20 protein-coding genes and 1 tRNA gene are annotated in these 21,358 nt (G+C 40.0%); 13 read left to right on the top strand and 8 right to left on the bottom strand.

Annotation, left to right across the window (positions count from 1 at the left end):
- Positions 1-12 precede the first annotated feature (12 nt).
- A complete protein-coding gene (locus GHNINEIG_RS09590; RefSeq protein ID WP_135796446.1) occupies positions 13-477 on the top strand; it encodes a FliG C-terminal domain-containing protein in 465 nt (154 codons plus the stop codon).
- Between the two features lie 72 nt (positions 478-549).
- Here GHNINEIG_RS09590 and folB read toward each other — a convergent pair whose 3' ends face one another.
- On the bottom strand, positions 550-912 hold the full coding sequence (gene folB / locus GHNINEIG_RS09585) for a dihydroneopterin aldolase (protein ID WP_135796445.1): 363 nt from the start codon (positions 910-912) through the stop codon (positions 550-552).
- A gap of 102 nt (positions 913-1,014) precedes the next feature.
- Here folB and plsY point away from each other — a divergent pair, with 102 nt between their 5' ends.
- Positions 1,015-1,620, top strand: coding sequence for a glycerol-3-phosphate 1-O-acyltransferase PlsY (gene plsY / locus GHNINEIG_RS09580; protein ID WP_135796444.1), 606 nt, complete (start codon positions 1,015-1,017; stop codon positions 1,618-1,620).
- 35 nt (positions 1,621-1,655) lie between these two features.
- On the opposite strand, the gene GHNINEIG_RS09575 is transcribed toward plsY, so the two are convergent.
- The gene (locus GHNINEIG_RS09575; RefSeq protein WP_262982061.1) at positions 1,656-1,820 is read right to left on the bottom strand and encodes a hypothetical protein; all 165 of its coding nucleotides are present in this window, start codon (positions 1,818-1,820) and stop codon (positions 1,656-1,658) included.
- Positions 1,821-2,254: 434 nt separating this feature from the next.
- Here GHNINEIG_RS09575 and GHNINEIG_RS09570 point away from each other — a divergent pair, with 434 nt between their 5' ends.
- On the top strand, positions 2,255-3,571 hold the full coding sequence (locus GHNINEIG_RS09570) for a Wzz/FepE/Etk N-terminal domain-containing protein (RefSeq protein WP_135796442.1): 1,317 nt from the start codon (positions 2,255-2,257) through the stop codon (positions 3,569-3,571).
- A gap of 45 nt (positions 3,572-3,616) precedes the next feature.
- On the opposite strand, the gene tsaD is transcribed toward GHNINEIG_RS09570, so the two are convergent.
- Entirely contained in the window at positions 3,617-4,693 is a 1,077-nt protein-coding gene (tsaD, locus tag GHNINEIG_RS09565) for a tRNA (adenosine(37)-N6)-threonylcarbamoyltransferase complex transferase subunit TsaD (RefSeq protein ID WP_135796441.1), read from the bottom strand.
- A gap of 181 nt (positions 4,694-4,874) precedes the next feature.
- Between tsaD and rpsU the strand changes: the two genes are divergently transcribed.
- The 5 genes from rpsU (at position 4,875) to GHNINEIG_RS09540 (ending at position 9,572) form a co-directional block, all read left to right on the top strand.
- A complete protein-coding gene (rpsU, locus tag GHNINEIG_RS09560; RefSeq protein ID WP_011371230.1) occupies positions 4,875-5,090 on the top strand; it encodes a 30S ribosomal protein S21 in 216 nt (71 codons plus the stop codon).
- A 25-nt stretch (positions 5,091-5,115) separates the two neighbouring features.
- Positions 5,116-5,568, top strand: coding sequence for a GatB/YqeY domain-containing protein (locus GHNINEIG_RS09555; RefSeq protein WP_135796440.1), 453 nt, complete (start codon positions 5,116-5,118; stop codon positions 5,566-5,568).
- Between the two features lie 167 nt (positions 5,569-5,735).
- Complete coding sequence (dnaG, locus tag GHNINEIG_RS09550; RefSeq protein ID WP_135796439.1) at positions 5,736-7,466, top strand: DNA primase; 1,731 nt, start codon at positions 5,736-5,738, stop codon at positions 7,464-7,466.
- 137 nt (positions 7,467-7,603) lie between these two features.
- Complete coding sequence (rpoD, locus tag GHNINEIG_RS09545) at positions 7,604-9,388, top strand: RNA polymerase sigma factor RpoD (protein WP_135796438.1); 1,785 nt, start codon at positions 7,604-7,606, stop codon at positions 9,386-9,388.
- A gap of 107 nt (positions 9,389-9,495) precedes the next feature.
- A tRNA-Ile gene (locus GHNINEIG_RS09540) sits at positions 9,496-9,572 on the top strand.
- 475 nt (positions 9,573-10,047) lie between these two features.
- On the opposite strand, the gene GHNINEIG_RS09535 is transcribed toward GHNINEIG_RS09540, so the two are convergent.
- From GHNINEIG_RS09535 to GHNINEIG_RS09525, 5 genes are all read right to left on the bottom strand, one after another.
- A protein-coding gene (locus tag GHNINEIG_RS09535; RefSeq protein ID WP_135795037.1) for an IS3 family transposase occupies positions 10,048-11,225 on the bottom strand; the annotation gives its coding sequence in 2 pieces (ribosomal slippage) (positions 10,048-10,961 and positions 10,961-11,225; 1,179 coding nt in all).
- A 521-nt stretch (positions 11,226-11,746) separates the two neighbouring features.
- A complete protein-coding gene (locus GHNINEIG_RS11695) occupies positions 11,747-11,911 on the bottom strand; it encodes a hypothetical protein (RefSeq protein ID WP_189636877.1) in 165 nt (54 codons plus the stop codon).
- A 76-nt stretch (positions 11,912-11,987) separates the two neighbouring features.
- The gene (locus GHNINEIG_RS11690) at positions 11,988-12,146 is read right to left on the bottom strand and encodes a hypothetical protein (protein WP_189636876.1); all 159 of its coding nucleotides are present in this window, start codon (positions 12,144-12,146) and stop codon (positions 11,988-11,990) included.
- Between the two features lie 707 nt (positions 12,147-12,853).
- Positions 12,854-14,122: a type II toxin-antitoxin system HipA family toxin gene (locus GHNINEIG_RS09530; RefSeq protein ID WP_135796437.1), complete on the bottom strand. Its 1,269-nt coding sequence runs from the start codon at positions 14,120-14,122 to the stop codon at positions 12,854-12,856.
- Complete coding sequence (locus tag GHNINEIG_RS09525; protein WP_135796436.1) at positions 14,115-14,495, bottom strand: helix-turn-helix domain-containing protein; 381 nt, start codon at positions 14,493-14,495, stop codon at positions 14,115-14,117. Before GHNINEIG_RS09525 ends, GHNINEIG_RS09530 begins: the two co-directional genes overlap by 8 nt.
- A 284-nt stretch (positions 14,496-14,779) precedes the next feature.
- Here GHNINEIG_RS09525 and GHNINEIG_RS09520 point away from each other — a divergent pair, with 284 nt between their 5' ends.
- The 5 genes from GHNINEIG_RS09520 to GHNINEIG_RS09500 all read left to right on the top strand — a co-directional run bounded on the left by GHNINEIG_RS09520 (position 14,780) and on the right by GHNINEIG_RS09500 (position 21,346).
- Positions 14,780-15,358, top strand: a complete 579-nt coding sequence (locus GHNINEIG_RS09520; RefSeq protein WP_135796435.1) for a recombinase family protein — start codon at positions 14,780-14,782, stop codon at positions 15,356-15,358.
- Between the two features lie 110 nt (positions 15,359-15,468).
- On the top strand, positions 15,469-17,454 hold the full coding sequence (locus tag GHNINEIG_RS09515; protein ID WP_135796434.1) for a type I restriction-modification system subunit M: 1,986 nt from the start codon (positions 15,469-15,471) through the stop codon (positions 17,452-17,454).
- Positions 17,454-18,812 (top strand): restriction endonuclease subunit S, encoded by a 1,359-nt coding sequence (locus GHNINEIG_RS09510; protein ID WP_135796433.1) that lies wholly within the window; start codon positions 17,454-17,456, stop codon positions 18,810-18,812. The genes GHNINEIG_RS09515 and GHNINEIG_RS09510 overlap by 1 nt, the downstream gene beginning before the upstream one ends.
- A complete protein-coding gene (locus GHNINEIG_RS09505; RefSeq protein ID WP_135796432.1) occupies positions 18,805-20,484 on the top strand; it encodes a hypothetical protein in 1,680 nt (559 codons plus the stop codon). Before GHNINEIG_RS09510 ends, GHNINEIG_RS09505 begins: the two co-directional genes overlap by 8 nt.
- 154 nt (positions 20,485-20,638) lie before the next feature.
- Positions 20,639-21,346: a hypothetical protein gene (locus tag GHNINEIG_RS09500; RefSeq protein WP_135796431.1), complete on the top strand. Its 708-nt coding sequence runs from the start codon at positions 20,639-20,641 to the stop codon at positions 21,344-21,346.
- Positions 21,347-21,358: the final 12 nt, after the last annotated feature.

Here is a 21,358-nt window from a genome sequence, read left to right as displayed (position 1 = left end):
GTAGGATGATACATGGAAATTACCGCTAAACGAGATCATGATGGGCTTTATATTTTGGAAACTGGGCCTGTGAGTTTTGAGTTGCCGCAACAGGCACTGGAAAGCCTGCAAAAGGTGGTGAGTGATCGTCTGGAGAAAGCAACGTCTTCAAGTTCGGAAGGGTTGAGTAGAAAACTCAATACCTATCGAAACTTGGCGACCAAAATGATCACGGTGGATGACCGTATCTTGCAAAGTTTTCTGCCGCAAGCTTCAGCGGAACAGTTGGTTACGCTGGTGCGTCTGGCAGAGGGAGAGCGGTTGTTCCATAAAGTCATGCGTAATATGTCTCGCCAAAATGGTCAGCAGTTCCAACAGGACTATCAAGATTTGAATCGGATTACCGAACATCAGGCCTGTTTGTACATGGAACAAATCGTGCCGATGATAAAAAAGGCCGCTCAGGCACAAAAAGAAATGTTGGCGCAATCGAGTTAGAGTGTGGGTGGCTTCATTATTATTAAAAACGACCAGGCCTGGTCGTTTTTTGTTTTGAGCGCTTTAAAACGTTTAAGAGCGAGAACGAACTATCTTTAATCCCACGGTTTCCGCTTCCACCACCGCGTTTGGTTTTTTCAATGTCAATTCAATTTGTTGCACCGCTTGATGGCGTTGAAAGATCTGCTGGCAAGTCGCTTCCGCCAATGTTTCAATCAATTCATAACGACTGTTTTCCACCAACTCAATCACTTCATCGGCAATCGTCTTATAGTTCACCGTGTCATTAATGTCATCCGACTGAGCAGACGCTTGAAGATCGGTGGATAATGACAGATCAAAAATTAACGGCTGTTTGAATTGTTTTTCCCAGTCGTACACACCGATGACGGCGTTGATTTTCAACCCTTGAATGAAAATGATATCCAGTGCCATAAAGTTCTCTTGTGGTTTAAATAAAGGAATTAAGTACGAAATTATCGCACATTCCGCTAGAATAACGCTCCAAGTTTTTAAGATAAATAAAGGTGACCATCAGTGGTAGGCTTGTCAGAAATAGAGTTAGCAGGGATTGCAGGCGCGTATTTTTTAGGGTCGCTATCGTCAGCGATTATTGTTTGTCGTTTAATGGGGTTGGGCGATCCACGTCAGGAAGGGTCTGGCAACCCTGGTGCAACTAATGTTAAGCGACTTTATGGCTCCAAGCCTGCGGCGATCACTTTGTTGGGCGATATGCTGAAAGGGGTTGTGCCTGTTGCTTTAGCGAATATGGCGGGCTGGTCGCCTTTGGCCGTTATTCTGGTTGGGTTTGCCAGTTTTATTGGTCACCTTTACCCAATTTTCTTTGGCTTTCGTGGTGGCAAAGGGGTCGCAACCATGCTGGGAGTAATGTTTGGGTTGTCTTTGCCAATCGGTGCCGCTGTTGCCGGTACATGGTTGTTTGTGGCGAAGGTTCTTAAAATTTCCTCTTTGTCGGCCTTAATCGCCACGGCTTTGGCGCCACTTTACATTTATTTATTGGCCGACGGCAATATGGCTTGGGTGTCGGTGACGGCCATCATGACCCTTATTTTGTTCTGGCGTCATCGAAGCAATATCGAGCGATTGCTAAAAGGAGAAGAAGATTTGATTAAAAAGTCATAAGCTGAACCAGTAACAACTTTTTACGCATTTAAATTTTAAGTGTGCTTTTCTGTGTAGAGTTGTCGTATCCCTTCAATGGGGTCGAACCCAAGGGAGCGACAATACCAAATAAATTCAATCACATCTAAACGTCGTTGACCGACTTCTATTTTTCCAATAAAAGAATGCGGCTTTCCAAGTAAATGGGCCGCTTCTCTCATTGTGAGTCCTTTTAGTTCTCTTTGTTTTCTTAACCAAAGGCACAATATTTTAGATTCTGGGGAATAAATGGTTTTCATTTGTTCCTATTATCGAGACAAAATGCTTGTACCTAAATCAGGAACAAAGTAGAATTAGCGACTGTTTATAAATACGTGTTTTTAAGGAAAAAAGTTTTGAATTGGTTTTTGAAGTGTCCTTCCCTCAAAGTCTGCTCTTTTGGTATGGTGATGACGTTTTTTTATCCTGCCATTTTAATGTTGCCTTCTAAATTAGGGTTCATTGCAATGAGCCTATTTCACATTTTTGTGTTGTATTTAATTTGGCAATGGGATGTAAGTTACGCAGGTCTGTTTTTATTTATGATTCTGCTGGGGGTGTTATATCAGGTCAGAAAAAGATGGAATATTGACTACTTATGGGTTAGGAGAAGCCAATGAATACGACGCCCGATCGTGCCCATGTAGATGATGAAATTGATTTGTTTGAATTGTGGCGTGCTTTAGTTCGGCAAAGAAAGTTGATTGTCGGAATTGTGTTGACTGTATTGCTGCTGGCGGTGATTTATGTACTTACCGCACAAAAAATATATCAATCCGAAGCGGAAGTGGCACTGCCTAATAGTAGTCAAATCGCATCGTTAAAGAGCTTGTCGAACACCCAAGATATTGATCGTGAATCAGTTTATGTTGAGTTCTTAAAGAATTTGCAAAATCAGAATACATTTCAAGTTTTATCTAACTCAAAAACGTTGAATCAACTCCTAGCCAATGCAGGATATGATTTTGATTCTGCATCAGAGTTGCGAGTGTTTCTGAATGATGGCAAGTTGAAGGTGGCATGGCCAGAGCAAAATAAAAAAGTGCAGCTATCCGTTCTTCAAAAGACCAAACTTTCGATGTCGTTGCCTTCTGTACAAGCCAGTCAAAAAGCATTGGCACTTGTTTTAGAAATTGCGAACCGTCAAGCGGTTAATGCCCTTAAACAAGATTTAACCTCACATTTAAATGAAGTGTTAGGAATAAATCGTTTTCACTATCAGCTGGAAAATCAAAAAATTAATTTAGAAATCGAATCAGAAATTGAACGCATACAAGAAGCTGATGCTTTAAAGCGTGAACAAATAGAACAAAAAATCAAAGCGCTGATTGATAATTCAAAAGAAAATTTGGATGATCAATTACAGCGGTTAAATGAAAACTTGCGGATTGCCCAAAAGTTAGGTATTACAGAGCCTATTGAACCAGGGCAATATGGCAAAACAATGCAAGCAAAAAATACGTCCAATATGATTGTTGATGTGAATACGCAATCTGGTATGAAAGGATATTGGATGGGAACGAAAATCTTATCGGCAGAAATAAACAGCTTGAAACGCCGCCAGAATTTAGCCGCCTTTATTCCGCAAATTTCAGCTTTAAAAGCAGATTTATTGCTTTTGAAGCAAAATCCGCGTGTTGATCAGCTTAAAAATCGTCAAAGTAACTTGCCTTATTCAGAGCGTTTAAGAATGCTGAAGATTGAAAAAGAAAAGATATTACATGATCTTAAAGCATTGAAAGCCATTACATTTGATACCTTTCTTGTACTTAAGTCGCCAAGCACACCGGAAGCCCCTGTGAAACCCAAAGGAAAATTGATTATCGCAGTTGCTATCGTTTTAGGGTTGTTATTGGCGGTGTTTGTTGCACTTATTCGCTCTGCGGCATTAAATCATCAAGAAAAGAGACGTTTTGAGGAAGCTAAAGGTTAAAACGACCAGGCCTGGTCGTTTTTTGTTTGTAAGAGTTGGAAGGCGTTAAGCCACTTCAATGGGGTCTATCGGCTCCAGTGATTCCAAATCCCAGCGAGGTTGGCAGGCAAAATTTAAATCAGAAGATTGCCCGGCGTCTAATCGTTTTGACCCGGCATAGGCAATCATCGCACCGTTGTCGGTACAGAATTCAAGCCTTGGGTAAAAAGCGCTGCCTTTTCGTTTCGCCATTAACGCATCCAGCTTCGCTCGAATTTCACGATTCGCACTGACGCCGCCGGACACCACCAAACGGTTCAACCCTTCCTGTTCTAAAGCACGCTTGCATTTAATGCTCAACGTATCGGCCACCGCCACTTCAAACGCACGGCAAATGTCGGCTTTGGTTTGTTCAGAATCATCACCGCTCTCTTTTGCTTTTAGCCATGTGTTGAGGGTAAAAGTTTTCAAACCACTGAAACTCATGTCCAAGCCAGGGCGATCCACCATCGGACGTGGAAATTTATAACGATCGGTTTGGCCTTGCAACGCCAGTTTGGACACTTCAGGTCCGCCCGGGTAGCCCAAACCAAGCATTTTAGCGGTTTTATCAAACGCTTCACCTGCGGCATCATCTAAGGTGTCGCCGAGTAATTTATAACGCCCAATGCCGTCCACTCGAATAATCATTGTGTGACCGCCAGACACCAACAGACAGACAAATGGAAATTCCGGCTGGGTTTCTTCCAACATCGGCGCCAGTAAATGGCCTTCCATATGATGAATGGCAATGGCTGGAATTTGCCAGGCAAACGCCAGGCTGCGAGCCACCGATGCACCTGAAAGCAGGGCACCCATTAGCCCCGGTCCCGCCGTATAGGCAATGCCGGTAATGTCTTTCGCGCTGACCTGACCCTTTTTCAACGTTTCCTGAATCAACGGGGTGATCTTTCGAATGTGATCACGAGAAGCCAGTTCCGGCACCACACCGCCATACTCCGCATGAAGTTTTATCTGGCTGTAAAGCGTGTGTGCAATTAATCCTTTTTCAGAATGGTATAATGCTATTCCAGTTTCATCACAAGACGTTTCAATGCCAAGCGTTAAGGAAGGAGATGACGGATTCGAATGAGTTGTCTGCATAAAATCGTTTTACTAGAGCCTATTGAGTGTCGAGTACTTAAGAAAGGTTAACGATTTTAACAAAAACTCAAGAAATGTCTGAAGTTTTGTTTGCAAAACAAGGCACTTAATTTTATAATTCGCGTTTTCCCGATTTTCCCTATTGAAAGTCATAAAACGAATTTTAAAGAAAGAGTATATTATGCCAAGCGTAAAAGTAAGAGATACAGAACCATTTGACGTTGCACTACGTCGTTTCAAGCGTGCTTGCGAAAAAGCAGGTGTGTTAACAGAGTCACGTAAGCGTGAGTTCTATGAAAAGCCAACTTGGGCTAGAAAGCGTATGAAAGCGGCAGCCGTTAAGCGTTTAGCAAAACGTTTGTCGCGTGAAAACCGTCGTACGACTCGTATGTACTAAGTTTGACTGGATAAAAGGTCAATCAATGTCAAGTGAATTAAAAGCCCGTCTGACTTCAGAAATGAAGATTGCCATGAAGGCAAAAGAGAAAGAGCGCCTAGCGGTAATTCGTTCAATGCAGGCTGCAATCAAGCAAGTGGAAATTGATAATCAGACCACGCTTGAAGATGACGCGGAAGTGTTGCCAATTTTAGATAAAATGTTGAAGCAACGTCGCGATTCTTTGCAGCAATACGAAGAAGCAGGCCGACCAGAGCTGGCTGAGCAAGAAGCTTTAGAAATGAAGATTATTCAAGACTTCTTGCCACAACCACTAACAGAAGCAGAGGTTTCGCAATTAGTGGATGAAGCGATTTCAGACGTTTCAGCATCCTCCATGCAGGATATGGGGAAAGTCATGGGGCTGTTAAAGCCAAAGATGCAAGGTCGTGCCGATATGGCAGAAGTCAGTAAACTGATTAAGGCAAAATTAAGCTAATACAAAGACTGTATTAATTTAATTCACTTAACTGATCGTTGATAAGATAAAACCCGTTGGTGATTTCACTAACGGGTTTTTTGCGTTTAGAGCCTGTGTATTTTTCTGTGGATAACATGTGTTTAGTTTCATTAAATCGGATTTAAAGTTGAAAGGATTGCGCATTAGTGAATAAGACGGCAAAAGGAACGATTCCTCGTTCATTTATTGAAGACTTGCTGGCACGAGCCGATATCGTGCAAGTCATTAATCAACGAGTGCCGTTAAAAAAAGCAGGCACCAATTACAAAGCCTGTTGCCCGTTTCATGATGAAAAAACCCCTTCTTTTAATGTCAGTGCCCAAAAGCAGTTCTATCATTGTTTTGGTTGCGGTGCCAGTGGCGATGCCCTCAAGTTTTTAACCGACTATGATGGGTTGTCCTTTGTCGAAGCCGTCGAAACCCTAGCAGCCATGAACGGCATGGAAGTGCCTAGAGAAAAACTCACCCAAAAACAAGCACAGCAGCAACAAAAAACACGCGATCTATATGACGTCATGCACAGTGTCGCGAAATTTTATCGCCAACAACTCAAGAGTCATCCCGCATCAGCAGAAGCCAAAACCTATTTGAAACAAAGAGGGTTGACGGCTGAGATCGCCAAAGAATTTGTTATCGGTTTTGCGCCTCCTGGTTGGGACAGTTTAGTTTCTAACTTAAAGGCCGATACAATACTCAAGCAACAACTTGTTGAAACAGGTATGTTGATTCAAAAAGAAGATGGCAAAACCTATGACCGTTTTCGGCATCGCATAATGTTCCCTATTCGCGATGGTCGTGGGCGGGTCATTGCCTTTGGCGGTCGAGTTTTATCTGCAGAAGAACAACCTAAATACTTGAATTCTCCAGAAACGCCCATATTTCATAAGTCAGTGACCTTGTATGGTCTGTATGAAATGCGTCAAGCACGGCAACAGGTCAATCATATTTTGGTCGTAGAAGGGTATATGGACGTGGTTGCTCTGGCGCAGTTCGGTATTCGCAATGCTGTTGCAACGTTAGGGACTGCGATTACAACCGAACACCTGGACATTATGTTTCGTCAGGTCAATGAAGTGGTGTTTTGTTTTGATGGAGATGACGCCGGACAAAAAGCCGCTTGGAAAGCATTGGAATTGGCGTTGCCTAAAATGCAGGATACGCGCTCGATCAAGTTTTTGTTTTTAGATCAAGGCGAAGACCCGGATTCCACGGTACGCCAAGAAGGGGTTGAAGGGTTTCAAAACCGCATTCAGCAAGCCATGACTTTATCAGGCTTCTTGTTTAAAGGCTTGATTGGGCGTTTAGGCTCACCGGTATCCACTGTGGAAGGCCAGCAACAACTGATTGCGTTGGCAACACCTTATATTGCATCAGCACCAGGCGCTATGCCGGATCTGTTAACCAAGGTTTTGTCAGATTATGTGGATGTGCCGGTGTGGCGTTTAGGGCAAATTATGGGGATTCGGGTCTCTTCCACCAAGCAGCCTTCTGCGAAGAAAAAAAATGAACAGCCTGTTCGGATCAAAGCGACCAGCATTGTATTAAGATTGATTCGACTGTTAATGTTACGCGCCCATTGGGCGACCGTGTTTTCAGACGACTTGTTACAAGATTTACAAGAATCGCATAATGCTGAATTCCGTTTTTTAGCACAAGCGATTCAAGTGCTAAAACAAAATGCCTATATCAGTGAGTCGTTAGAAAGCTGGTTAGGCGAAGCGAACCGGGCACATGTTCTAAAACAAGTGTATGCCATTGTAATCCAAGAGAATGAAGCGTTCATTGAAAATGAATTCAAAGCGATTGTGTTGCAGATTGGGTCAGAATTGAAAAAAGAAAAAGACAAAAAAACGTTGCAAAAAAAATTAATGAATTGAAAAAACGGCATTAATTTTGCAAGGATAAAATTAGAATTTAATTAAATTTCAAAGCGTTAAATTAAAAAATCTAGTATAATATTCTGTTCTATTTTTTGGGAGGCGTTCCTTCCTTAGAATCTAAAATTGAGGCGAAGATGACAAGAGTAGAAAGAAAGCAGCAATTAATCGATTTGATTGAAAGAGCCAAGGATCTTGGTTACTTAACCTTCTCTGACGTGAATGATGTTCTGCCAGATGATATTGAAGAAGATCAACTGGGGCAAGTTTTAACGATTCTAAGGGATTTTGGAATCCAATTATTTGAGTCTGCTCCCGATGCAGATGAGTTGTTGACCAAAGAAGGTGAAACCTTCGATGATGCGGCAGCTGAAGCCGCTATCTTAGCTCTAGCAGAAGTAGACGCTGAATTTGGTCGCACAACAGATCCTGTTCGTATGTACATGCGTGAAATGGGATCGGTTGAGCTGTTGACGCGTCAAGGCGAAGTCGAAATTGCGAAGCGTATTGAATACGGCATTCGTGACATGCTTGAAGCCATGGCCAAATATCCTCAGGTCGCTATGGAGTTACTAGCCTCTTTCTCTCGAATCGAAGACGGTGAAGGAAAAACCGCTGACTTGATTCAAGGTTTTATTCGCCCGGCAGACTTGGTCGATATTCCAATTGAAGAGCTGTCGCCAGACAACGATTCAGGCGAACCAAAAGAAGACGGTATTAATCCAGAAGAGCTGGAAGCGTTTTTGCAAAAGTTAGCCAAACTGAATGCCGATACGCTGAAAGCAGAAGAAAAGAACGGTTATTCTGATCCGAAGTCCGTTAAAAAACGTGCTGAAATTGTCGAATTGCTTGCAACCGTCAAACTGTCGCCTGTTTTCGTAAACCGCATGATTAAGGGCATCAAGTTACGCGTTTCATCCATTCGTGAACAAGAGCGTAATATCGTCAATGTTGTGATGCGTCAAGTGGGTGTGCCTCGCCCAAGCTTCCTAAAACTATTCGTTGGGTCTGAAACGGATTATGAAGTCTTAGACCGTCTGAAAGAAGCGCACCCAGATAAAGCCGATGCACTGGAAGAAGTGCGAGCTGATGTGAAGCGAGCTCAAAAACGCCTGGCGATGATTGAAAAAGCTGAAAAAATGCCAATCAATCAATACAAAACAATTTACAAAGATTTAAGTAAAGCCGAAAGCATCGCACGTGTTGCAAAACGTGAAATGATCGAAGCGAACTTGCGTCTGGTAATCTCGATTGCCAAAAAATACACCAACCGCGGTCTACAATTCCTAGACTTAATCCAAGAAGGGAATATTGGTCTCATGAAAGCGGTTGAGAAGTTCGAATACCGTCGTGGTTACAAGTTCTCAACTTACGCCACCTGGTGGATTCGTCAGGCCATTACCCGTTCGATTGCCGACCAGGCTCGTACGATCCGTATTCCGGTGCACATGATTGAAACCATCAACAAACTGAACCGTATTCAGCGTCAGTTGCTGCAAAAAATGGGGCGTGAACCGACTCCTGAAGAGCTGGCTGAAGAAATGGAAATGCCGGAAGACAAAGTTCGCAAAGTGATGAAAATCGCCAAAGAACCGATCTCAATGGAAACGCCAGTTGGGGATGATGAAGATTCTTCTTTGGGAGATTTCATTGAAGATTCCAATATCTTATCTCCGCAAGACTCTGCCGATTTAGAAGGCATGGGTGAAACGGTTCGTGAAATGTTAAGCACTTTAACACCACGTGAAGCCAAGGTGCTTCGTATGCGTTTCGGGCTAGGCATGAACACGGATCATACGCTGGAAGAAGTGGGTAAACAGTTTGATGTCACGCGTGAGCGTATTCGTCAGATTGAAGCCAAAGCCTTGCGTAAACTTCGTCACCCAAGTCGTGCGGAACGCTTAAAAAGCTTCTTAGATTAATATCGTTTTGTAGTGTTGAAAAACCACTGCAAAAAATATTAATTTGCCTATAATAGGCAACCAAAAAACCACCAGGCCTGGTGGTTTTTGTTTAACACCTTCCTTACGCCTCCTTAGCTCAGTTGGTTAGAGCACCCGACTCATAATCGGTAGGTCCTGTGTTCAAGTCACAGAGGAGGCACCAATTTATTTCTTTATTTTCAATAGCTTGTCTTGTTTTTATTTCTTTTCTTTAAAGTATTATTTATTTTGTGCAACCTCTGTGCAACTTTAAAAAAAGGTATTACTATCTAAATAGATACTGACGCCCTCCCTTTAGTCGGTTGTCGGGCGGTGATTCGCAATGGTTGTAAACAACCATTACGTATCACCACCTCATTATTTTTAAGTACACAAGTAGCCCTACAAAACCTACAAAACCTACAAAAATACAATTCATCTGAATAATTTGATTTTAGTGGCGTAGTAATTTTGGTTACAACATAATTAGACTCTTTAAAAGGTATCCACTTTTACGTTTTACCAAACTAAAAGCAACCAGTTTTACGTTTCACAGAACAAAATATAGGTTTATGAAGCGTAATCCTCGGCATACAGGTATATTGTCCACTTGAAAGGCGTAATTCTTTACACTTTCAAACAGGTTTACCATGTAGTGGTCAAGTAAATTTGGCCACGTCTTTAGAGCAATTTAACCAGTAAATCTGCTCCGCCTTATTTGGCGTTTTACCGCCGTTAAATTGATGCGGCCTCACCTGTGAGTAATACCCCAGAATGTAATTTCCGATGTGTTTTTTGGCCTCTGCCAGATTCCGATAACCCGCTGTTGGAATCCATTCAGTCTTTAAGCTTCTAAAGAAGCGTTCCATTGGGCTGTTATCCCAGCAATTTCCTCTGCGACTCAAGCTCTGTTTTATCTTGTATCGCCACAGCGATTGGCGATATTTAACACTGGTATAATGGGTTCCTTGGTCGGAGTGAAACATCACACCTTCCGGTTTCCCCCTAGACTCATGAGCTATCGTTAAGGCTTTGACTGTCAATTCCGAATCAGGAGAGTAACTCATAGCCCAGCCAATAGGTTTTCTGGCAAACAGGTCTAGCACTACGGCAAGATAAGCCCAGCGATTGCCCGTCCAGATATAGGTGACATCACCCGACCACACTTCGTTCGGTTTACTCGGTGAAAACTGTCTATCGAGCAAGTTAGGTATGGCAATGTGTTCTTGCAACGCTTTTTTGTAGTTATGCTTCGGCAACTGGCAGCTTTGTAGTCGCAATTGCTTCATCATCTTGCCAGCACGATAACGACTGATTGGTAATTCTCTATCAGAGGATATCTGCTCAATCGTTCTTGCCCCGGCTGAACCGTTGCTTTCCGCATGAATTCGCCGAACCATAGCGAGTTCTTTAACTCGTTTGGCATTCGGTCGTCTGCGACGATTTTTCCAGTATTTAAACGTGCTACGGTGAACCTGGAAGACCTTGCAAAGACGCTTGACTGAATAGCGCTCCTGAAGCTTTTTGATGACCTTCAGCTGTTCAGTGAATCCGACATCAAGAGCGCTGTAGCCTTTTTTAATATGTCTTTTTCCTCTTCGAGGTACTTAACCCGCTTTTTGAGTTGCTGAATCTCAATCTGTTCAGGCGTTAAAGCACTGGCTTTAGGCGTTTTACCTTTGCGTTCTTCACGCAACTGCTTAACCCACTTATTCATCGTTGATAAACCAACACCCATGGCTTCAGCGGCTTCTGATGCCGTATAGCCCTGGTCAACGACCAATTGCGCAGATTCAAGTTTGAATTCGGCTGAAAATGTTCTTCTTGTCTTTGTCATTTTGACTCACCTTTTTGATTTAGATGCATTTTAGCATCTCCAATTAGGTGGCCAATTTCACTTTACCACTACACCATGTCTAAACGTAAAACTTTACACCTGTGGCATAAACTGACGTTGGGAAAGCTTAGTCAGAAAGCACGATAAGGTTATCAGGAATATGTCAGTACAAACAATTTTTTTGGTAGTAAAATTATGCCAAAAATAAATGACATGCATGGTTCCGCACCATCTGCGGATCAACAAGAGAAAATCTCTTGTCAAATAGATCGTAGAGAAGATCTTGACGTGCTTGGCAGCGATATGTAGCCTGAGTCTACCAGGTAGAGGAACCTGTTAGTTCAGTTGTTGGGCGCATGGTAGATAAGGCTAAAGACTATCTTTCATAGCAAAAGATTCCAGTCCTAATGGAGAGCAAGTTAAAGCAGGTATTTGCGGGTACCGATTATGAAGTTTCAAGTCGTTCAGGAGGAAGATAGTAACCCCACATAGTAAATTATGAGGGGATTAATTTAAGGCACCTAATCATCATAGGTTGCAACGTCACCAGGATCCACACCATAGCCAAAAGAATCATCTTCTTCAGGTTTATTTTGGATACCTATTTCTTCTTTTTGCTTTTCAATTTTTTTTCCGTAAAAATAAATGAAAGCTCCAAAAGCTAAAAATCCTAAAAATAACCACATAATTATTCCTCTTTATTTGTGGCGATTCAGTTTTAATGAGACCTAATGATCGATGTGGCTTTAAAAGAGTTTTAAATTATATTGACTCTTTACAGGTCTCTAATCGTTTTTCTTGTTCTTCTTTTTTATTGGCAACTTTAAGCATCCAGAGGGCGAAACTAACTAGATATCCGCCTACAAGAAGCACAACTATTGAACCAATGACTAAAGAAGTTGTAGGATCGATTTTGTCCATTATTATCACCTTTTCGTTTTATAAACATAATGTTAACACACTTCATAATAAACAATTTTAGCGGATTTTCTATATTTGGTTGCTAATGCAGTTCTTAGAAACAGGGGGTGGAATTGATTAAAGTACTTTTTTAAAAATTGATTTTTTGTACTTAATTTTAGAAATTTTTTATATAAATCTGCATAGGTGCGTCACTAGTGGGAGCATTTTTTCTGCATAGGCACGTCACTAGGAGAAAAAAAATATTTTTTTGAATTTGTAATTGTGACGGTCACATGTCTGCGTCACAATATTATTAATTGTGTCTGAGCAATGTTTAAATAAATTTTTATAAAAAAATACAAAAAAATTGAGCAATTGATTTTTACAAAGTGACTCGATATTGCTGATACAAAATGTATGGTTGTGTTGATGTCGTACAGTATGGAATGAATACAGGATAATTAGCGCTTTGTTTGGATCCGGATGACTTGAAACCTAAAAAGTGTGTTGAATAAAAAATAGCTTGTTTGCTTAAACGGGTACTCTTAAAGGTGATGGCTTTTAGAGTGTCACTTAAAAAACGTAAATTTGTAGCAGAACTAAAGTGTCACTTATCCATTCCATGCTTCACAAGTGTTAAAACCTCATTTTGAAGGCGAAATATCATTTTTGTACGCACGATATATACATATCGTACATAATCTTGGAGTTTTACAGCATTTCTCCTAGATTCTAAAATCAGGATGCAATTTTGCCCAATGCTCTTTAAGCTGAGATTTGTGCTGCTCAATCATAGGAAGATGATTTAATTCTTCTAGCCATCTTGTTCTTGCTATATTCATGGTTTCATCTAAATGAACTTTGATTGCACTCCAGTTGACGTCAATTCTTTCTGCCCAGCTTTTAAAGTGTTCGAAGGACATTGCGTACCAATCTTTATTTTTAGCCATGTTTAAAGCTAAATCACGTTCATTATGGATATAAACCATCGTGCTGAGAATGTCATATGCAGGTGAGAGCTGAGGTGTTTGTTGGTCATGGTATATCATCGACCAGTTTTTAATATGCGCATCCCCATTTCCTAACAAGATATTGATAAGTAGTCTTTTGGCGAACTGCTGAACATCAAAAAGTCCTTTTTGACTAAAATCTTTAATGATTAATCCCATCTGCTCATAATTTACTTTATCGTATTTTTGGGTTGGGTATAAATTGAGGATTTGGGCAAAATCTTCTGTATGTAATCTTTGAAAACCATCAGCCTTAGCTTTTCTATCAAATCGTTTAATGGCATATGCAAACTCTTCGTCGGGTAGTTTTATATCAGGCAGGTTGTCTAGGTCACTTAATTTAATAAGTTTTATTTCTGGAATTTCTATTCCCGCTATTTTTGCAAGAGTCATAGCAGTGAACTCGTTTTCAGGCACGTTTTTGTGCTGTGTGCTAGGGGTTTTTATAATCCAGGAATCTCCGTTGGTGTCATCTGTAATTAAAAAACGACCATCTTCTCTTTTGGAGGAAAATTTCATTTGAATGCCAGCCAGCGAGAATTTGTTCTCAGGAGCTGTGACGTTGATCTGTACTGGGTCCGTACTTTGCCGAGAGTCTAACGCCCAAGGTGGAATTTCGCCTTTAGAGATAGGGATGGCAATAATTCCACCAGTTAGATTTTTACCAGCGTAGGCCATTAAAGCAAACTCATTGTCGGGATGAGTTTTTAGTGATTTCGCCATCCATTCTCTTAATGCACCTTCGGGAAGAAGATTTGAAAGAATAGGCATTATTTTTTGATTGCTGACTATTGGTTTTTCAACAAAACTTTTAGTAATTATTTGTCTTAGAGAGATTGTGGGTTTTAAGTATTCAGGTATGGCAATATAGTCTGGTGAGAATGTAAGGATATTCTTACCGCCGGTATAATGTGTCAGAACTCCTATTTCAACTCCCTGAAGAGTTATGCGTAATGCAGCTACGTCTTCATGTCTTTTAGTCATCAGCAAGAGCCTTTAGTTTAGATTCAAAGCTTTCTGGGTCATATTCGGTTTTAGGCTCTAAGGTTTTATCGATTTCCTCTAAATTTTTACCAAACATGGTTTCTAGCAGTTTGTCTAAATTTTCCGGTTTTTTTTCAATTTGATCAGAAATGAAGGCTTCGATTTTTAGATGTTCTTTTGGGATGAACTTAATTTCAAGCTCTAATCCTTCTAAGACTCTCAATAAGGTGCTTAATCTCATTTCGCCAGAAGACTCTAATTTTGAGTACTGTTGTTGGGACATGCCTATACGAGACTTCATGTCTGTCTGATCAAGGGAAAGGTCATTGCGTCTTTTGATTAAGGCTTTTGATATTTCATTTAAGTTTTTCATGTTTATAGCCAATGTATTTGAATGTCCTTATATTACAACTAATAAGTTGTTTTATGCAATAAAAACAACTTAAATATTGTTTAAATAATAATTTACAACTAATTAATTGTATTATGTTTTTTAAACAACTTATTAGTTGTATTAGTTTTAGTGATTGTAATACAGTTATAAAACGACCGTTTTATTTACATCTACCTGCCAAGTCTAAAAACTAACAAAAGTACTTGTTATTGTGTAAAGAAATTACGATAATAAATCTATTATTATAAAAGGTACCTTTTATTATGTTTGTAGGTTATGCACGAGTAAGTACTCAGGATCAAAATCTTGAACTTCAAGTAGATGCCTTGTCGAAAGCAGGTTGTGAACAAACTTTCAAAGAAAAAATTACAGGTAAGAGCAAAGATCGCCCTGAACTTAGTTTCTGTTTAAAGATGTTGAGAGCTGGGGATGTTTTGGTGGTGTGGAAGTTGGATCGGCTTGCTCGTTCCCTTAAAGATCTCGTTGAGATTATTTCAGAGCTTGAAGCTAAAGGGGTTGGTTTTAAGTCATTAACTGAATCTATTGATACCACCTCTCCTGGTGGGAAGCTCATTTTTCATATATTTGGTGCTTTATCTGAGTTCGAGCATAGTTTGATTAGAGAAAGAACTCTTGAAGGTCTTAAAGCAGCAAGAGCAAGAGGTCGTAAAGGCGGTCGAAAACCTTCGATGACCCGGTCAGATGTTCAAAAAGCAGCTGCCATGTTAAAAGACCCAAATATTACTAAAAAAGAAGTAGCAGAGCATTTTAAGGTGAGTCGTTTAACTTTGAATAAATCATTAACACGAGAGGGGTTTGATGGATTGCCTGAAAGGCCATAAAATCATGCAATCTTCTGTAAACACGTTATAGTATTACGCAAAATTGTCAGTCTTAAACTTTTTTAGTACTAATAACTTCTTTTGGTAAAAACACTTTTTAAGGAACATGCATGTCTAACACAAACTTTTCTTCAATTGCTTCGTTTATCTGGTCGGTCGCCGACCTGCTGCGTGGAGATTATAAACAAGCAGATTATGGAAAAGTGATTTTACCCTTTACGTTGTTGCGCCGTTTGGAATGTGTGTTGGAGCCCACCAAACAAGACGTGATTGATGAGTATGAAGCGCGCAAGCATTTAGATATTCCATTAGAAGCCTTTCTAACCAAAAAATCCGGCCAAAGCTTTTACAACACCTCACCTTATAATCTGGCTTCTTTGCTGGGTGATCCAAACAATTTAAAAGACAACTTGGAGGCTTATATCAATGATTTCAGCGCCAATACGCGTGAAATCTTCGAGCGTTATAAGTTTATCGAACAATTGGATTATCTGGACGAATCCGACCTGTTGTTCAAAGTGGTCGAAAAATTCACGGCCATTAACCTCAAGCCCGAGGTGGTCACCAATCACGACATGGGCTTAATCTTTGAAGAGCTGATTCGTCGTTTTGCCGAAGCCTCCAACGAAACTGCCGGGGAACACTTTACCCCCAGAGACATTGTGCGTTTAACCACCTCGTTACTGTTTAGTTTGGATGATGACGTTTTAACCAGGCCTGGTATTGTACGCAGCCTGTATGACCCCACCGCGGGCACCGGCGGGTTTTTAAGCTCCGGTTCGGAATACATTCATGAGATGAACGAACAAGCCAAGCTCGTCACCTTTGGGCAAGAGTTAAACCCGGAATCGTACGCCATCTGTAAAGCCGACATGCTCATAAAAGGTCAGCCGGTTGAAAACATTAAATACGGCAACACCCTCAGTGACGACCAGCTTGATGACCAAAAGTTCGATTACATGCTCTCCAATCCGCCATTTGGTGTGGAATGGAAAAAGGTCGAAAAAGCCGTTAAAGACGAACATACCTTAAAAGGCTACGAAGGCCGATTTGGACCAGGCCTGCCCAGAGTAAGCGATGGCTCTTTACTGTTTTTAATGCATTTGATTTCTAAAATGCGACCAGCCGAAAAAGCGGATAAAGCCAATAAACAGCCGGGTAGCCGCATTGGCATTATCCTCAATGGTTCCCCTTTGTTTACTGGCGGCGCAGGGTCGGGCGAATCCGAAATACGGCGTTATGTGTTAGAAAACGACCTGCTGGAAGCCATTATCGCTTTGCCAACCGATATGTTTTTTAATACCGGCATTGCCACCTATATCTGGATTTTGTCCAACCACAAAACCTCAGAGCGTAAAGGCAAGGTACAACTGATTAATGCCACGGCCATGAGTGAGCCCATGCGTAAATCATTGGGATCAAAACGCAAACAGCTCAATGAAACGCACATCAAAGAAATTAACCGGCTTTACGGAGACTTTGAAGCGAATATAACCTCCAAGGTGTTTGATACCACCGACTTTGGTTTTAGACGCATTACCGTTGAGCGCCCATTGCAGCTCGCCTTTTACCCGCATGATGAAAACAGATTAGCAGCCCTGCAAGCCGACAAAGCCTTTGAAAAACTACCAGGCCTGCTTAAAACCGAAGTGTTAGACGCTTTAAAATCCATTCCAGAAGACGAACTGCTTGACCGGGAAATCTTTAAAACCCACTTTAAAGTCAAACTCACCGCCGCGCAATTTAAGTTAATACAAAAACACATCTCCGAGCACAACGATAATGCAGTGATTTGCACCGACAAAAAAGGTAACCCAGAACCCAATCCAGACTTACGGGATTACGAAAACATCCCATTAAAAGAAGACATACAAACCTATTTTGAACGAGAAGTGTTACCCCATGTGCCGGATGCGTGGATAGATCAAAACAAAACCGATGACAAAGACGGAAAAACAGGCATTGTCGGTTACGAAATACCATTTAACCGACACTTCTATGAATACACACCACCCAGAGCCTTGGAAGAAATTGATGCGGATTTGGATGCGGTTACAGCGGATATTCTTAAGCTTCTGAATGAGGTGCATGCCTAATGCCAGAGGTCATGAATATGGGTAAATATAAACCTTATCCAAGTTATAAAGATTCTGGAATTGAGTGGTTGGGTCAGATTCCACTTGATTGGAGTACGAATCGATTAAAAAACATCATTAGAGCATCCATTACGGATGGGCCTCATACAACGCCAGTTTTTATTGATTCTGGGATACCTTTTTTGTCAGTGGATGGTATTCAGAATGGTGAATTAGTTTTTGATAAATGCCGATACATAAGTCAAGAGGACCACAAAGAGTACAAGAAAAAAGCTGACATTGAAAAGGATGATATTTTATTAGGAAAAGCGGCTTCAATAGGTAAAGTAGCTAGAGTAAAGGTAGATTTTGAATTTAGCATTTGGTCACCTTTGGCTCTTATCAAACCAAACCTAAACAAGGTGCTGGCACCTTATCTGGAATACTTGTTAAAAAGTCCGCTTACTCAATATCAAATACAACAGTTGAGTACATCAAATACCCAACAAAATATAAGTATGGCAGATATACCAAAATTTATATTTTCGTTGCCTGCTATTAATGAACAAAAAGCTATAGCCAATTTCCTAGACCAAGAAACAGGCAAAATAGATTTGTTGATTGAAAAGCAACAAGCCATGATTGCTTTGCTAAAAGAAAAACGCCAAGCCGTCATCAGCCACGCCGTCACCAAAGGCCTCAATCCCAACGCCCCACTCAAAGACTCAGGCATCCAATGGCTAGGCCAAATCCCTGAGCATTGGGAGCAACCGAAGATTAAATGGGTTGCAAATACCGATAGCGGTGGTACGCCTAATACTTCAAAGCAAGATTTATATTACGAGGATGGTATCTACCCTTGGATTAGAACGACAGACCTTAATAATGCGCTGTTGTTTGATACTCCAATCAAGATTACAGAAAAGGCAGTTGCTGAAACAGCTTGTTCAATTATCCCTGAGGGCAGTGTGTTACTAGGTATGTATGGTGGTGCAGGAACAATCGGTAAACATTCGTTGTTAAAGTTTAACTCTACAATCAATCAAGCTGTTTGTGCAGTAATACCTGATGCGAATAAAGTTGTGTCCGAGTATTTGCATTATTTTGTTCAACATTACCGACCTTATTGGATGGTTGGGGCGGAAGGTACGAGAAAAGACCCTAATATCGGACAAGATACCATCAGGGAAGCAAAATACCTTTTTCCTCCCAAAATGGAGCAACAAGAAATCGTAGATTATCTCGATAATCAAACCAAAAAAATCGACACCCTAATCGAAAAATCCCAACAAGCCATAGAACTGCTCAAAGAACGCAAAACCGCCCTAATCTCCGCAGCGGTTACCGGCAAAATTGATGTTAGGGGGAACGATGAATAGTTATTGTTGTGTTAGCCGATGTATTGGAAAGCGCTCTGAAGGAAGTTCGGATTGCATCCTTCACTGTAATAAGAATGGATTATTTGAAGAATATAACGAGTTTTGCATAGAACTTATAAATCATATAGCCGGATACCTTTATTTTGATTCCAATTTAAAGAAAGTCCTAAAAGTTGATGAAACTGATACAGGTGGTGAGCTTAGCTATCGTCGTATAGATAAGTATGGATATTCAGATAATGATCTGGATGAAGGTTTAGAGATTGACGGTGAGTTTTATGGTGACTTTAATGAATTTCAATTTAAGTTATATCCTTATTTCGGGGTAGTAGAAGACGAGAATAGCTATGATACTGGGTTTAGAATCGTTAATAGAGTAACTCCTCCTGATGCATTTTTTGATGAGATAAGAAGTGTTGAAGTCCAATTAACCAAAATCAAATTCCCTTTTAGTTCTAATGAATACATTAAAGTCTTGCACAAACTTAATAATGTCTCGTTTAGAGATTGTGAAATTACAGCTTCTTTGGCCTTAATGAATCAGCAAGTATTTTTTGAATCATGTACTTTTAAACATGAATGGCATTTAGTGAACTATATGCTTCTAAAGAACCCTTCTTCATCCTTGTACTCTAAATGTATTTTTGAAAAGCAAGTTATTGCTAAAGGGGATGAGCTTAATGATTTGATTCTGGCTGCAAGTCAATTTTCGAATTGTACTTTCAAATCTGAAGTGTATTTTCAATATTGTTATTTTGAAAAACCTATTTTTTCTGCTATCAATTTATCTAAAAAAATAAAGATGATTAATATCGAAAACTGCAAGGTGGGTGGGCGTTTTATTCTTAGCGGTTATAAAGGTTCACGCGGTTATATTGAAAATATTTTACTTAGAAAGAGCTTATTTGAAGACAAATTCGAGCTTAAATCTTGTGATATAGGAAGCTTAGTTGTTGATGATTGCAATTTTGAAAAAGTTGCTGATTTGAATGGTTCTATATGCGATTCAGTTTATATCAGAAAGTGTGTGTTTGAAAACTTTGTGGGCTTTGAAAGCCTACAGGTAAAAAGTAAAAAAGCCGTTTTTATTCATAACACATTTAATCAGGTAATCAGTTTTAGGGATGCCAAGTTTTTTAAAGGCGTAGATTTAGGGAAGTGTAATTACAATAGTGAATCAAATTTTCTTGGTATAACTATTGACGGACCTTCGACAAGAGAGACATATAGAACTATAAAAAATTCATATGATTTAGCTAGTAATCACATTGAAGCTAATAAATTTTTCAAGCGTGAAATGGTTGAGTATAGAAAGGACTTGGCAGAAGAGAGCAAAAATTATTTTAAAAGGTTTCTTCTATGGTTTAATCATAAAGTATCTGATTTTGGACAGTGTTATATACGCCCATTAATCTTGTTCTTTCTTACAACAATTTTATTTTCGGTTTATACGTTCATTCATGACAAATTTACTATTTCAGATATTGCTCGTTTGAATTACTCATTACCAATAGCTGTATTAGACATAATAAATGATTGGGCGAAATCAGTAATACCTTTTAACCAGTTTCTTGTTAAAGGTATGGAAATAGAAAGTTTATTTTTTGGTTTGCTATGCTCAATATTTTTATGGCATGCAATTGTAGCTATAAAAAGAACTTCCCAAAGATAATTGTAATAGATAAAGGAAATAAAACGGTTTCGTATTTAGATGAGAAAATTACCAAAAATATATATGAAAATCGAAAAATCCCAACAAATTATATTGCTACTAAAAGAAAGCAAAACCGCTCTGGTCAACAACAAGATTGATGTGAGGAGGGGGGATGTCAACTGATAAGAAACTAACTCTAAAAGAGCGTATTGATGCTGACGAAGGGCTAAAGTCAAAAAGGCTATTGCTAACTACCGTTAGCCTCGTTCTAATTGTTGTGACTTTTACCGGTGCCGTAATTGAAGAGGCTAATACATTTATCCTAAAAATTTCTTTCCAGCAAGGTGAAGCTTTAAGTCTTCTATTGGCACTCGTTGTTTTATTTTTAACTATTCGTTACTACTCCTATGCCTTTAAATACCATCAGGAGTTAACTCAGCTTTGGAAAAATGATTTTTTTAAAACGCCATCTATTTTAGACCGTGATTATCACAGTGATGAACTTTCGGGTCTATTAATTGACGTTTCGCCAGGTAGTTTTGAATCTGATTTGGCACATATGAGTCACCCACAATGTGAAACTGAATGGGATTATTATTATGAATCTCGGTGGCTAGTTTTAAGGTATTTTGTTTTTGAGGAAATTAACAAACAGGTTGGTGAAGTTGTTAGTGTTAGGAGAATTAACTTATTAATGACATATCCTAAAGTGTATTTTCAAGCTCTCTTAATCGAGTTTAGACATCGGTTTGGTGGGTATTTGAGATATCCTGAGAACTTGGATATTCAAGCTCCTTATTTAATGGCTTTAGCAGCAATTTGTTCTTTGGTATTCCAGAGTCAGCTGGCACAAGTGCTATCACAAATTCTTAATCCATAAAGGAAGTCATAA

Origin of the sequence: Hydrogenovibrio crunogenus (genome assembly GCF_004786015.1) — a bacterium.
Classification (GTDB): domain Bacteria; phylum Pseudomonadota; class Gammaproteobacteria; order Thiomicrospirales; family Thiomicrospiraceae; genus Hydrogenovibrio; species Hydrogenovibrio crunogenus.
The sequence above is the reverse complement of the archived record's forward strand: the minus strand, read 5'-3'. Positions and strand labels throughout refer to the sequence as shown.